Here is a 13,604-nt window from a genome sequence, read left to right on the forward strand (position 1 = left end):
TTCTCGGAAGTGCGATTCTCGGAGGTGTTCAAGACTACGAGGAAAGCTTCCGTGACGGTGACGTTCGGGGGCTTTTTTCTTTTGCGCGTTATCTCCTATCCGGATTGTCAGCTGACAACCGGTCTAACTGCCTCATTTTCCCTCATTTCCTCTTCGAACTCGGCGGCGAGGCCTATCAACCGCTGAGCCAGGAATTCCGAAAACGCCGCCGATTTGACGGTGATGCGAAAGGTTTTGCCGGAGCGGGCCACCAAAGCAAGCGGCGCCCCCCCTTGGGTCCGGAGCGTCTGCTCGGCCCGCTGCGGTGCGCTCTTCTCCTCCAGTGCCTTCCAGATGACATCGAAGCGGCTGTTGGTCTCCAACGTCCCGAAACCAGCGGCACTGATGGCTGCCTGCGCCTTTTTCTGCCCGCCCGTCTCCCTGAATTTCTCCGCAAATGCCAACCAGCGCGGGCGGCCGACCTTGGGGGCCGGCCCGATGGCAAGAATGATCTCGGGATCAATCGTCTGAGCCACCTGCAGCAGCCTTGACGTTTCCGGCTTGTCTGTCGCCAGCGCCTTGGCAATCATGTCGCGGCTGAAGCCATGTTCATCCATGCGGCGTGCAAACAGGGCCCGCTCGATAAAGCTCAAGTCGACACGGGGGCCGTTCTCCTGACCCTGCGCGAGGATCAACTCTTCATCTGTGAGCTTCCGCACGACGGCCTTAACAGGAACCCCGATCTCTGCGGCCGCCCGCAGGCGTCTGTGGCCATAGGCGGCTTGGTAGTGCCCGGCCCTTGCCGGGTCCGGCCGCACCAGGATCGGAACCTGCTGTCCGCTTTCCTGGATGGACTGCTTCAATCGCTCGAACTCGGCATCCTTGTCGACCGGGATACGGTCGCGGATGAAGGACATTTCGACGGCAGCCGGATCGATCTCCAGCACCTTGTCACCGGAAGCCAGCGATTCGCGCAGCGCCTTGGCGGCGGCTGCTTCCTCTCCCAGCCGTCCAAGCGACAGGTTCATCGCCTTGACCGCTCCCGATGGCCGATGCGGTTGTTGCACGCTCGGCACCTCCGGCCGTGTTGGCTCGACGGCACCGACCATGCTCTTCAGGATGTCGCGTCCTTTTGGGCTCATGTCCTGCTCCATGCGCTGCGAATGAGTTGCTCGACCTCGGCATTGACGCTGTCGACGGATTCCACCCCGCGGTCATAGGTCTGGCGATGCATCGTCTCGCGTCCCGCCTCGTAGATTGTCTGCTTGGACAGGCCCGCATCCGAGACCGCTGTCGACTTGACCATCATCGAGGTCAGCACGCGCTCGCCGAACAGACTGCGCAGGAAGGCGACGATCTGCGCCTGCGGTCCATCATTGGCCTCATAGCGGGTGATCAGATAACGCATCCAGTCATAATCGAGATTGCCGCCTGCCTGCTTGACCACGGCCAGAAGGTCGGAGGTCATCGTCAGGAACTGGTTCATCGACGCGACGTCGAGCATCTGCGGATGGACGGTGATGAGGACGGACGTTGCCGCGCAGAGAGCAGACAGTGTCAGGAAGCCGAGGGTCGGCGGGCAATCGATGATGACGACGTCGTAGCTCTGCTCCAGCGAATGCAGCGCATTGCCGACCCGCATGAAGAACATGTCCTTGTCGTCGCGGTTGGTGTCGGCGAGTGCCTTTGGAGTATCGTGTTCGAACTCGTGCAGTTCGAGATTGCCGGGAATGAGATCGAGCCCCGGAAAATAAGTCTGGCGGACGATGTCGGCTACGTCGCGTCGCGTTTCGTCATATTTGATGGCACCGTAAAGCGTCTCGTTTTCGCCGACGTCGAATTCGGGCTGATATCCGAGCATCGCCGACATCGAGGCCTGCGGATCGAGGTCGACGGCGAGCACGCGGTAGCCGCGAAGAGCCAGGAACTGCGCCAGGTGGATTGATGTCGTCGTCTTGCCGGAGCCGCCTTTAAAATTGGTGACGGCAATCACCTGGAGATGGTCACCCGGCCGGCGCATCGGCAGATAGGAGGGTTTGGTGCGCCCAAGATGGTGGCGCATTGCATGAATTTCCTCAAGCGAGAACACCCGTCGACCGGCCGCCGTCTTTTCCGGATTGATGCTTTCCACCTGGGCGGCGAGGTGACGAACATAGCTGTCGGTAACGCCGAGCAGCTTGGCAGTCTCGGTGCTGCTGAACCGCCGTAGCGATTTGCGGGCATCGGGCGAAAACAACCGCTCGAACAGCACTTGCAATTGGCTGCTGAGCATCGTCGAGTCCTGCGCGATCGTCTCGTCGATCGATACTCGACTCGCTCTCTTGGCTTTCTCAACAATCGCGGCCTTGGTCGGCATTCACGCAAATCCTGATAAATCGGGTCATTTTGCGCAAATGATCGTGAGTCTGCCGATTCCGTCAAGCGATTTCTTGGTTAGCCAATGGATAACAAACTGGATTCGATGAAAAAATCACGTGGAATTCCGGAATCTTAGCTCAATTGTCAGCTGACAATGCCGCCGTGTCCGCATCCATCGACGGCCACCCTCAGCGCATCTCAGCATATTTCAATACGGCAGAACTCCATTACCGACTCACTGGAGGACAACATCCGCCGCTTGGGCATGCCGGATCAGGCAATCCGTTTCTCATTTATAGGCAGACGAACGGCACAGATTTTCCGCTTCCAGCCCGCGGACGGATTCGCTGCCGGAGGCCTTGTCTTTTGCGTCTTGGGTTTCGGCAACGCGGCGTGGCTGAGCAAGGCCGAGCATTTGTTCGAGACGGCCGGCATTGAGCGGAGCGCTTATTCCCTTGAAGTTCATCATCCATCTTTCGTCTGCGCATCGATTGCGTGAAGCCGTAGAGATAAGCGCAATTTGAACCTGCCGAGAACCGCCCGTCGGCGTTATCACCATCTTTTCCGATGCGACGCGGGAAAGGGGAGGGGAGACCTCCATCTGCAAGCGCCGCTCTGAAATGCGCCTTCGGCAGCGACGCTCGCCGTCTCGGATCGCTTCCGCGCGCGGGGACCGAAGAGTGGCGCGCAGAAGCGGCCTGCCATGAAGGGGCCTATCTTGCCGGCACCGGCGAACCGGGCTGTCTCGGATCATGCGGCATCGCAGAATTCCGAGACTCCGATGTGGGTCTTACTATAGGGGCGCGTTGCTGCTGCGGACCATCGGGGGAGGGGAGCTGCAGCCGGAATTTTCATGCCGATCTAAGTCGGTGGAATGCAGAGGGGCGGCTGGCGTCAAGGGGTTGCGGTTCGCTTGTCCGGAGATCCGATAATCGCCAGGCCAGGTCGATGGCACCAGTCTAATCACATGCCGCAGTTGAGCGCGAATAAGGTTGCCTACATCCCGGGGCGTCCTTAACCGCGACGATGAGAACAGCGCATGCTAGGCGAATCAGGTTTCGGCGGGTATCATCGACAGTGCTGGTAACGATCGTGCGTTCGCAGACATTGTTGCCAGCCCGATCGACCAGATCTCACCTCCATGTTTCGCAAAGCGGCCATCTTTCCTAGCGGAATCTATTGGCGAGTTCGCTTCCGTCTACGGAATTCCTTCTTGTTTACCTGCTATTTACCATAATGCGGCACGGCGGCGGCCGAGCCCGCGTTCCTGCCTGCAGAGTTGCACGAGGCAGGCATTCCACTATCGCGCCTTCGTTGCCTCGCGATTCGTAAAATGCGCATTGCCCAACCCCGTGCCGATGGTCAGCACTGCCCATCTCGACACGTCGTTCATAAAAGGGATCTGCGACAATCCCTGCACGACGGCGTCGTTGTGCATCATCACGAATGTGCTGTCGTCACCGATCTCCGGAATGGCCTTCATCAGTGCGGCGGGAAGGTTGAAGCTGTCGCTCTCCCAGTTTCCGCCCGGCAGGTTCTGTCCGCCGCGTTCGATGGAGCCATCGGCTTTGATGATGCCGGGGCATGCGATCCCGATGATGGGTGCCGGCTTGAGATTGGCCTTCTCGGCCTTGCCGATCAGATCCCGCAACATCGCGGCCAACTTCTCGATGGTCGCAGTCCGGCTTGGCTCATCGTCGGCATGACGCCAGATGGCGGATTCCCAGACGCTTGCATCCGCAAAATTCGGCACATCGTCCTTTCCGAATTGAACGACGCCGGCGCGAACGTTCGTGCCGCCGATATCGACGGCCAGGATCGCCTCGTGACCTTTGAACATCCAGCGCGGCATCAGGTGGACCGCGCCGATCAGCCCGGCCTCATCGGGGTGGTGAACGATCGGCACGACTTCGACGTCGACGCCGGCCGCTTTGAGAATGACCATGGTCCTGGCGATCGCCAATTCGCCAAAGTGGCTCCGACGGAAGCCGCCGCCAACGACGATACGTTCTGTCTTTCCCCAGCGTTTGTCCTTCAGAAACTTTCCGATCACATCGGCAAAGTCTTGCGCAAAGTCCTCGACTGCCCCCATGACCAACGCCGCCGCCTCCAAATCATCGCCCTTCAAAATAGCATCGATTTTTTTCTTGGAGAGTTTCTCCGTCGCGGTCTTGCCGATTGGGTCGTCTCCGACCTTGCGGATGCGTTTTCTCCAATCGTCGAGCTTCTGTTGGAACGTCTTTTTGTTTGCGTTGTCGCCAACGAAACCATCCTTGTCACGCAGTTCGTTGTTGTAGTCGTCGATCGTCACCAATGGCAGGTTTAGAGCGCCATGTGCCAGCGGGGCATTGACCTCATCACGGGGATCGGAACTGCTTTTGGCCATCAATGTACCTTCTACGGCGCGAGTGCTCGAACGGGCGGCGAGATACAACGCGGACTAGCCTCTGGATGTTCCGGAGTCTGAAAAGCCACCTTGTCCTTGTCGGCCGGCGACCTAGGTTCCATGGTTGCAGAGTTTGGAGAATGCCGTGCAGGACGACGACGCTACTCAGGAAATGCTTTCACTGGTCTTGGAAGAGCCGGATCACTGGGCGATGTTTCTCGATATCGACGGGACGCTGCTCAATCTTGCGCCCACGCCGGATGCGATCGAGGTCCCAGAGGCGCTTCCCGGACAACTTCATCGCCTGTCGAACAAGCTCGGCGGTGCCCTGGCGCTGGTCACAGGACGATCACTTGCCTATGCAGACGAGCTGTTCAAGCCCTTTGCATTTCCGACAGCAGGCCTGCACGGCGCGGAAATCAGGAACGCCGCTGGAATGCAGACGATCGAGGCGACACCTGAATTTCAGGCGCTGAAGCATGCGCTAACCGCGGAAGCCGAGCACTATCCTGGAGTCTTGATCGAGGATAAAGGTGCGGCCGTTGCCGCCCATTACCGGCTCGCGCCCGAGTATGAAAAGGTGCTCGAAGACCGCATGCACTACTATGCGGAGCTCGCCGGGCCGAACTGGGCATTGCAGCTCGGCAAGATGGTATTCGAACTGCGTCCGGCACGGTCGAGCAAGGGCGATGCGCTGGAGCGGTTTTTCCAGTCCGACCCGTTCAAGAACCGCTCCCCGATTACCATCGGCGATGATCTGACCGACGAGTCGATGTTTGCGGTCGCCAATGCCCGCGGCGGCGTTTCCGTCCGTGTCGGTGCGATCGGCTCCCCGAGCTGCGCCACGAGCCGGCTGTCCTCCTCTGCGCTGGTTAGAAACGTCATTGCCGCCTTGGCCGCCTGAGGAACGCTCTTGAACGATGTGCAATGCGGATTGCTGTCGTCTTTACGCCGGCTGCGCAGCGTCAATTGTCAAAAAAGTATCGGTTTTAGCCGGGAATCGTGGTGGCGGGCGTGACAAGAGCCCACTACACTCCCTTCAACAATAAAGCCAAAAAGGGAATTTGGCTGGCGGGCCTGGAACCGTCCTCGGAGGAGGAGACAATGGAACCTGACTTGGAAGTCATTCAGATCAGGCCGGGCGAATCTTTCGCGACGAAGGCGCACGGTTATCCATACCATACGGTTCGCTGGCATTTTCACCCGGAATACGAACTTCATCTCGTCGTGGCGACGACAGGACGGTATTTCGTCGGCGACTTCATCGGCGAATTCGAGCCTGGTAATCTCGTTCTTGCTGGTCCCAATCTTCCCCACAACTGGATCAGCGATGTCCCGAAGGGCTCAAGCATTCCGCTTCGATGCCAGCTCATCCAGTTCAGCGAGGGCTTCATCAGCGATACGATGAAGGTGCTGGCCGAACTCGGCCCCTTCGAACCTGTTCTCGAAGCCTCCCGCCGCGGTGTGCTCTTCGGCGCCGATACCAGCCGGCAGGTTGCTCCTTTGATGAATGAGGTGCAGCAGGCCCACGGTGTGCGCCGCATCGAGCTCTTCATGATGATCATCGGCCTGCTCAGTCGGGCGCACGATGCCCAGCTCCTTGCCAGTCCGAGCTATCTGCCCGATCCGTCGGGCTACATGTCGGCCGGCATCAACAAGGCGCTCGCCTATATCAGAGAGAACCTGACAAAATCCTTCGACGAAGCCGATCTCGCGGCGATCGCCGAACAGTCGACCGGCGCCTTTTCGCGCGCATTCCGCCGTCATACCGGCATGTCGCTGGTACAGTATGTGAAACGCCTGCGCATCAATCTCGCCTGCCAGATCCTGATGAGCGATGAGCACGCATCGATCATCGATATCTGCTTCGAGGTCGGCTTCAACAATCTGTCCAACTTCAACCGGCAGTTTCTCGCGGAAAAAGGCATGACGCCTTCCCGTTTCCGACGGTTGTTGGGTGACAATATCAACGTGGCAAAGGCGGCCTAGAGGAGCCGAACGAGCACGATCCAAGGGACGAGGGAGGACAAGGAGGAGGAACAAAAACTGACACTGACTTGAACGCGGGCACGCGATGAGCGGCTCGCGATCGGAGATGCTTGTCCTCAAAAACGCCAAACCGTCGGGACAAGCGCGACCGTTCCTTCAGCCGAACGGCCACAGCAGAACAGTGCAATCACGAATCTACACAATTTTTTCAATGGGAGGAGATGGAAATGATGAAATTCTCAACAAAGGCGGTAGGCGCCGCGGTATTTGTCCTGTCCTTGTTGGGCGGTACTTCCGCCTTTGCGCAAACGGCCGTTGCGGATGCGACAGTGGCATTCCTCATGCCCGACCAGGGCTCGACCCGCTACGAAGAGCACGACCATCCGGGCTTTGTCGCGGAAATGAAGAAGCTTTGCGCGTCGTGCAAGGTTCTCTATCAGAACGCCGATGCCGATATCGCCAAACAGCAGCAACAGTTCAATTCGGCGATCACGCAAGGCGCCAAGGTCATCGTGCTGGACCCGGTGGATTCGGCGGCGGCCGCATCGCTCGTCCAGCTTGCACAGAGCCAGGGTGTCAAGGTCATTGCCTATGACCGTCCTATCCCGAAGGGCAAGGCCGATTTCTATGTCTCCTTCGACAACAAGGCGATCGGCAAGGCGATTGCGGAATCGCTTGTCCAGCATCTGAAGGCGCAGAAGGTGCCGACCGATGGCGGCGGCATTCTGCAGATCAACGGTTCACCGACCGATGCGGCTGCCGGGCTGATCAAGGACGGCATTCACGAGGGTCTGGCGAACGGCGGATACAAGACGCTTGCCGAATTCGACACACCGAACTGGCAGCCCGCGAACGCCCAGCAATGGGCGGGCGGCCAGATCACCCGCTTCGGCAAGCAGATCGTCGGCGTGGTCGCCGCCAATGATGGCACCGGTGGTGGCGCCATCGCAGCCTTCAAGGCAGCGGGTGTCGATCCCGTGCCGCCGGTGACCGGCAATGATGCGACGATCGCTGCACTGCAGCTGATCATCGCGGGGGATCAGTACAATACGATTTCCAAGCCGAGCGAAATCGTCGCCGCTGCCGCTGCCGACGTCGCGGTGAAGCTCCTGGCCGGAGAAACACCGAAGGCCGAAATGACGCTCTACGACACACCGGCGCAGCTTTTCGTCCCTGCCGTCGTCACTGCCGAAAACCTCAAGGCCGAGATCATCGACAAGAAGATCAACACCGCCGAGGAGTTGTGCACCGGCCGCTATGCCGACGGCTGCAAGAAGCTCGGCATCACCAAGTAATCGAGCCAAGAGAAAGCGCGGCTGGGCCACCGGCCGCGCTTCCGATTTTCGCTTTTTCGAAAGGCCAGGCAATGTCTGAAACCTCTCATATTCCTGACCCTTCCCGTCAGCCTGTCCTCAGCCTGCGCGGAATATCGAAGAACTTCGGGGCGGTGTCGGCGCTCACCGATATCGAACTGGATGTGCATGCCGGTGAGGTCGTGGCGCTCGTGGGCGACAACGGCGCCGGCAAATCGACGCTGGTCAAGATCCTGGCTGGCGTGCACCAGCCAAGCTCGGGCACGATCCTGTTCGAGGGCAAGCCGGTGAACCTGCCGAGCCCAAGTGCTGCTCTCGGGCTCGGCATTGCAACGGTGTTCCAGGATTTGGCACTTTGCGAAAATCTCGACGTCGTCGCCAATATCTTTCTCGGCAAAGAGCTCAGTCCCTATCAGCTCGATGAGGTCGCCATGGAGATCCGCGCCTGGCAGCTTTTGAACGAGCTTTCGGCCCGCATTCCAAGTGTGCGCGAGCCCGTCGCCTCACTGTCCGGCGGACAGCGCCAGACGGTAGCGATCGCCCGATCGCTGCTGCTCGAGCCGAAACTGATCATGCTCGATGAGCCCACAGCAGCGCTTGGCGTTGCTCAGACTGCCGAAGTGCTTGACCTCATCGAGCGTGTGCGGGAACGCGGCCTCGCTGTCATCATGATCAGCCACAATATGGAGGATGTGCGCGCCGTTGCCGATCGCATTGTCGTCCTTCGCCTCGGCCGCAACAATGGCACCATGCTGCCCGACGCGTCCAACGAGCAGCTCGTCAGCGCCATCACCGGTGCATCCAACAATTCCGTCTCCCGCCGTGCGTCGCGCCGCCAGGCGCAAAGCCAACCGAACGAGGAGGGAAGGCCATGATGAAGACTATCGAGAATGATCCGGCGGCACCGGCGCTGCTCGACCGGCGTGACGAGAGAGTACGCCATGACGATAGTTTCGGCGGCTCGATCCAGGCCTTTTGGGATCGCATCCGCTCCGGCGATCTCGGTTCGCTGCCGGTCATTGTCGGCCTGGCGATCATCTGGACGGTGTTCCAGGCACTCAATCCCGTGTTTCTCTCCAGCAGCAACCTCGTCAACATGCTGTTCGACTGCTCGACGGTCGGTGTCATCTCGCTGGGTATCGTCTGTATCCTGATGGTGGGTGAGATCGACCTATCCGTCGGCTCCGTCAGCGGCTTCGCCTCGGCATTGGTCGGCGTCTTCTGGGTCAACCAGGGTTGGCCAGTGGTCCTGGCAGTCCTCGCCGCAATGATTGTCGGCGCACTGATCGGCTCGCTCTACGCGTTTGTCTTCAACCGCTTCGGCATGCCGAGTTTCGTGTCGACGCTGTCGGGGTTGCTCGCGGTTCTCGGCCTGCAGCTCTATATCCTCGGAGCGACCGGTTCGATCAATCTTCCCTATGGTTCCTGGCTCGTGAGTTTCGGCCAGATCATGGTCATGCCGGACCCGGTCGCCTATCTGCTGGTGGCGCTCGCCGGCATTGCCTTTTTCTTCGCCAGCTACCGCACCTCGGCGCGCCGGCGGGCGGCAGGCCTGTCGGCGAAATCGGCCCGTGGGCTGCTTCTGCGCGCCGTCATCATCACACTCGCCCTGGAGGCTGTCGCGTTCTATCTCAACCAGTCGCGCGGCATTCCGTGGATGTTCGGCCTTTTCGTCGGGCTCACCGCCGCCATGAATTATGCGCTGACGCGCACCAAATGGGGACGCTCCATGCATGCCGTCGGCGGCAACAGGGAAGCAGCGCGCCGCTCGGGCATCAACGTCTCGCGCATCTATACGAGCGCCTTCGTCATGTGCGCTCTGCTTGCGGCAACCGGCGGCGTGCTTTCCGCCGCACGGCTGGCGACGGCAAGTCAGCAGGCCGGCACAGGCGACGTCAATCTCAACGCCATCGCCGCAGCGGTTATCGGCGGCACGAGCCTGTTCGGCGGGCGCGGCAGTGCCTATTCAGCCCTTCTCGGCATCATCGTCATTCAGTCGATTGCCAGCGGGCTGACGCTTCTCGATCTGTCATCGTCGCTTCGATACATGATCACGGGCGCCGTCCTTGCCGTCGCCGTCATCGTCGACTCGCTGGCACGCCGATCGCGGATCTCGCACGGCCGGGCCTAAACCAACCAGGAAAACAGAGGAAGAAAATGGGACAGGATCTGTCTGGAAAAGTCGCGGCCGTCACCGGAGCGGCGTCGGGTATCGGCCTTGAATGCGCCAAGGCTTTGCTTGCCGCGGGCGCTCGGGTCGTGCTGGTCGACCGCAACGAGGAAGCCTTGAAGGAGATCTGCTCGAAACTCGACGCGAGCGCCATTCCGTTGGTCATCGATCTCACCGATCCGAAAAGCGTCGAAGGGATGATGCCGCAAATTCTCGAAAAAGCGGGCCAACTCGATATCTTCCACGCCAATGCCGGCTCTTATATCGGCGGTGAGGTATTGGGTGGCGACCCTGATGCCTGGGACCGGATGCTCAATCTGAACATCAACGCCGCATTCCGTTCGGTGCATGCGGTTCTGCCGCATATGGTCGAGCGCAAGACCGGCGATATCATCCTGACGAGTTCCGTTGCCGGCATGATCCCGGTCGTCTGGGAGCCGATCTACACCGCCTCGAAACATGCGGTCCAGGCATTCGTCCATACGCTGAGGCGGCAGGTGGCCAAGCATGGCTTGCGTGTCGGCGCTGTCGCTCCTGGCCCCGTGGTCACCGCCCTTCTCAGCGACTGGCCGCAGGAGAAGCTGGATGAGGCGCTCGCCGCGGGCGGCCTGATGGAGGCGAACGAAGTGGCCGAAGCCGTGCTTTTCATGCTGACGCGCCCACGCAACATTACGATCCGCGATCTCGTTATCCTGCCGCAGAGCGCCGACATCTGACGCAAGTGCGATCGCCTTCAACAACCGCCGAGAGGAAACGGACATGATCTTCGACAGATTTCGCCTGAACGGACAGGTGGCGCTGATCACCGGCGGCACGCGCGGCATCGGGCTTGCGATCGCCGAGGCGCTCGGCGAGGCGGGCGCCAAGATCATCATCACCGGACGAACCCGTAATTCAGCGGCGGAAGACCGGCTCTCCAAAGCCGGCGTCGATTGCGATTTCATCGCTGCCGACTTGATGAATGAAATTGCTGCCGACGAACTCGTCACTGAGACCCTCTCACGGGCGGGGCGGCTCGACATCCTCGTCAACAATGCCGGCATCGCCATTCATGGCGACAGCGGCGAGTTCTCCGATGCCATCTGGCGGGAGATCATGACCGTCAATGTCGACACCGTCTTCCGCACTTGCCGCGCCGCACTCGCACCGATGCGGCGCCAGGGCGGCGGCGTCATCCTCAATATCGGCTCGATCTCGGGCATCGTTTCTAATATTCCGCAGAACCAGGTCGCCTATAACACCTCCAAGGCGGCGGTCCATATGATGACGAAGAGCCTCGCCAGCGAGGTCGCCGCCGAGAATATCCGCGTCAACGCCATCGCGCCGGGCTATATCGAAACCGATCTGTCGCGCGGCGGCATCGAAAATCCCGACTGGTTCCCGACCTGGCGCAGCATGACCCCGATGGGACGCGTCGGGCAGCCGGAGGAGGTGGCGGGTGCTGCCCTGTTCCTCTGCTCGGCGGCGGCAAGTTATGTCACCGGCGAAGTGCTGGTTATCGACGGCGGTTATACGACGCGGTGAGACGCGAATACGAGATTGGGGGAGGGTGGCTCGCAGCCGCTTGGTCGGGGGAGGGAATTTCTCTCCCTCCTGCGTATATAATCGTGGAGTGGGCCTCGAAGACAAATTGCGGCCCCTCAGCCAGTTCCGCCGCACATCGCATCTGTGCGATCTCAGCCGGATAAGATTTGCACGGGCATGGTGATTTCGAACTCGGTGCCTGCGCCGGTCGTCTGCAGCAGGCGGATCGTACCGCCATGGGAGCTCAGCATGGCGCGGACGATACCGAGGCCCATGCCGGTGCCGCCCTGTTCGCGGCGGGTTGAGAAGAACGGCTGAAAGATGCGTTGACGATTTGCCTCGGAGATACCGCTGCCGTCGTCACGGATAAGAATGACGGCTGTTCGGCCATCGGCCGATACTCTGAGTTCCAACAGCGTGGCGCCGTGCTGAAGAGCGTTTTCGGCAAGGTTGGCAAAGGCGATGCCGGCTGCTTCCTGGGGAAGAGCAACCGAAATTTCCGTATCGCCTGCGCCGGAAATATGGAGGGCGGGAAACTGCCCGCGCAGTGAGGATAAGATGTCGGTGACGCTGCTTCTGCCCTCGGCCACGGGCGTTTCCGCCTGCGCAAGCTCTCTCAACCGCTGCAACAATGCGTCGAGCCGGACTGCATCGGCGACGATGTTGTCGAGAAAGTGCAAACGCTGCGCCTTCGTCATCGGCCTTTCGGCATCATCGTCACGCAGAAGCTCCGCCGCCCCGCGGATCGCCGTCAGCGGCGATTTCAGTTCGTGGGAGACATGAGCGGCAAAGGAACGGACATATTCGGTGCGATCGACCAGTTTTCCGGCAAGATCGAGGAAGCTTTGCGACAGCAAAGCGATCTCGTACGTTCCATAGCTTTCCAGCGGCCGGATTGCTCCCTTGCCACCGCGGGCGATCTCCTCCGTCCGGGCGATCAAAGCGTCGATAGGCCCGGTGATGGTGCGCGTCAGCACATAAGCAACGCCGAGCGTCAGCAGGAAGGCGACCGCGAGGGCGCCGATCTCCGCCGGTGCCATCCGGTTCGAACTCGCCTCCACGGCACGAAACCAGATAACGATCAGGATCGGCAGCGCCATGACCGCGAGAAGCACCACATAGACGATCAGCGCCAGCGTCGGCCGCCATTTCGTCCTGACTTTCGGTGCCGGCATCAGCCCTTCCTCCCGCTTTCGATGCCGAGTTTGAAGCCGATCCCGTGAACGGTTGCAATGATCGCGGAACCGCCGGCCACCAGGAATTTGGCCCTAATGTTGCGGATATGGCTGTCGATCGTCCGGTCAGCGACATAGGTTCCGGCGCCATAGGCCGCCTCCATCAGCTGTTCGCGGCTGAAGACCATATCGGGGCGTGACAACAATGCGTCCAGGATTGCGAATTCGAGCGCTGTCATTGCGATGGTGCTCTCGCCAAACATGACCGTCCTGCCACGCCGATCCAGGCTGAGTTCACCGGCGACAAGGGTGGCGTGGCGTCTGTCGGGCCCCACTTCATTGCTGCTGCGCTTCAAAATCGCCTTGACCCTAGCCACGAGTTCGCGCGGGCTGAATGGTTTGGTGACATAGTCGTCTCCACCGATTTCGAGACCCAGTATCTTGTCGATCTCCTCGTCACGCGCCGAAAGAAACAGGATCGGCAATCCCGACGTCTTGCGGATCTGGCGACAGACTTCCAGGCCGTCCATGTCGGGCATGCCGATATCGAGGATGATGAGATCGATGTTGCCACGGCGGAAGGCCGCCATCGCCTCGGTGCCGTTGCGGGCGGCCATCCAGGCCAGGCCGCCGCGCTCAAGGGCGAAGCAGATCACGTCGCGGATGTGGGGTTCGTCATCGACGACGAGAATGCGGGGCGCCATCACCGG

General features: G+C 60.4%; 13 protein-coding genes. 7 read left to right on the plus strand and 6 right to left on the minus strand.

The window, feature by feature from the left end; translation table 11 throughout:
- Positions 1–107: 107 nt before the first annotated feature.
- The 4 genes from repB to G9X67_RS25900 form a co-directional block, all read right to left on the minus strand.
- Complete coding sequence (gene repB / locus G9X67_RS25885) at positions 108–1,121, minus strand: plasmid partitioning protein RepB (protein ID WP_138334557.1); 1,014 nt, start codon at positions 1,119–1,121, stop codon at positions 108–110.
- Positions 1,118–2,335, minus strand: coding sequence for a plasmid partitioning protein RepA (gene repA, locus G9X67_RS25890; protein ID WP_017958286.1), 1,218 nt, complete (start codon positions 2,333–2,335; stop codon positions 1,118–1,120). Before repA ends, repB begins: the two co-directional genes overlap by 4 nt.
- A gap of 291 nt (positions 2,336–2,626) precedes the next feature.
- Complete coding sequence (locus G9X67_RS25895; protein WP_138334556.1) at positions 2,627–2,944, minus strand: hypothetical protein; 318 nt, start codon at positions 2,942–2,944, stop codon at positions 2,627–2,629.
- Positions 2,945–3,637: 693 nt separating this feature from the next.
- Complete coding sequence (locus tag G9X67_RS25900; protein ID WP_138334733.1) at positions 3,638–4,723, minus strand: ROK family protein; 1,086 nt, start codon at positions 4,721–4,723, stop codon at positions 3,638–3,640.
- A gap of 124 nt (positions 4,724–4,847) precedes the next feature.
- Here G9X67_RS25900 and otsB point away from each other — a divergent pair, with 124 nt between their 5' ends.
- The 7 genes from otsB (at position 4,848) to G9X67_RS25935 (ending at position 11,719) form a co-directional block, all read left to right on the plus strand.
- Complete coding sequence (gene otsB, locus G9X67_RS25905) at positions 4,848–5,627, plus strand: trehalose-phosphatase (protein WP_171600003.1); 780 nt, start codon at positions 4,848–4,850, stop codon at positions 5,625–5,627.
- A 200-nt stretch (positions 5,628–5,827) separates the two neighbouring features.
- Positions 5,828–6,712: an AraC family transcriptional regulator gene (locus G9X67_RS25910; protein WP_138334554.1), complete on the plus strand. Its 885-nt coding sequence runs from the start codon at positions 5,828–5,830 to the stop codon at positions 6,710–6,712.
- A 221-nt stretch (positions 6,713–6,933) separates the two neighbouring features.
- A complete protein-coding gene (locus G9X67_RS25915) occupies positions 6,934–8,007 on the plus strand; it encodes a sugar ABC transporter substrate-binding protein (protein WP_171600004.1) in 1,074 nt (357 codons plus the stop codon).
- 71 nt (positions 8,008–8,078) lie between these two features.
- Positions 8,079–8,900 (plus strand): ATP-binding cassette domain-containing protein, encoded by an 822-nt coding sequence (locus G9X67_RS25920; RefSeq protein WP_042954202.1) that lies wholly within the window; start codon positions 8,079–8,081, stop codon positions 8,898–8,900.
- Positions 8,897–10,156: a sugar ABC transporter permease gene (locus G9X67_RS25925; RefSeq protein WP_130722804.1), complete on the plus strand. Its 1,260-nt coding sequence runs from the start codon at positions 8,897–8,899 to the stop codon at positions 10,154–10,156. The genes G9X67_RS25920 and G9X67_RS25925 overlap by 4 nt, the downstream gene beginning before the upstream one ends.
- A 26-nt stretch (positions 10,157–10,182) precedes the next feature.
- Complete coding sequence (locus G9X67_RS25930; RefSeq protein WP_138334552.1) at positions 10,183–10,911, plus strand: SDR family oxidoreductase; 729 nt, start codon at positions 10,183–10,185, stop codon at positions 10,909–10,911.
- A 43-nt stretch (positions 10,912–10,954) separates the two neighbouring features.
- Positions 10,955–11,719: an SDR family NAD(P)-dependent oxidoreductase gene (locus G9X67_RS25935; protein WP_138334551.1), complete on the plus strand. Its 765-nt coding sequence runs from the start codon at positions 10,955–10,957 to the stop codon at positions 11,717–11,719.
- 152 nt (positions 11,720–11,871) lie between these two features.
- On the opposite strand, the gene G9X67_RS25940 is transcribed toward G9X67_RS25935, so the two are convergent.
- Positions 11,872–12,894 carry a HAMP domain-containing sensor histidine kinase gene (locus G9X67_RS25940; protein ID WP_138334550.1) on the minus strand — a complete coding sequence of 341 codons (1,023 nt, stop codon included), beginning with the start codon at positions 12,892–12,894 and terminating at the stop codon, positions 11,872–11,874.
- The gene (locus G9X67_RS25945; RefSeq protein ID WP_138334549.1) at positions 12,894–13,598 is read right to left on the minus strand and encodes a response regulator; all 705 of its coding nucleotides are present in this window, start codon (positions 13,596–13,598) and stop codon (positions 12,894–12,896) included. The genes G9X67_RS25940 and G9X67_RS25945 overlap by 1 nt, the downstream gene beginning before the upstream one ends.
- Positions 13,599–13,604: the final 6 nt, after the last annotated feature.

The organism is Rhizobium sp. WYCCWR 11152, from assembly GCF_013087615.1.
Lineage (GTDB): Bacteria > Pseudomonadota > Alphaproteobacteria > Rhizobiales > Rhizobiaceae > Rhizobium > Rhizobium indicum.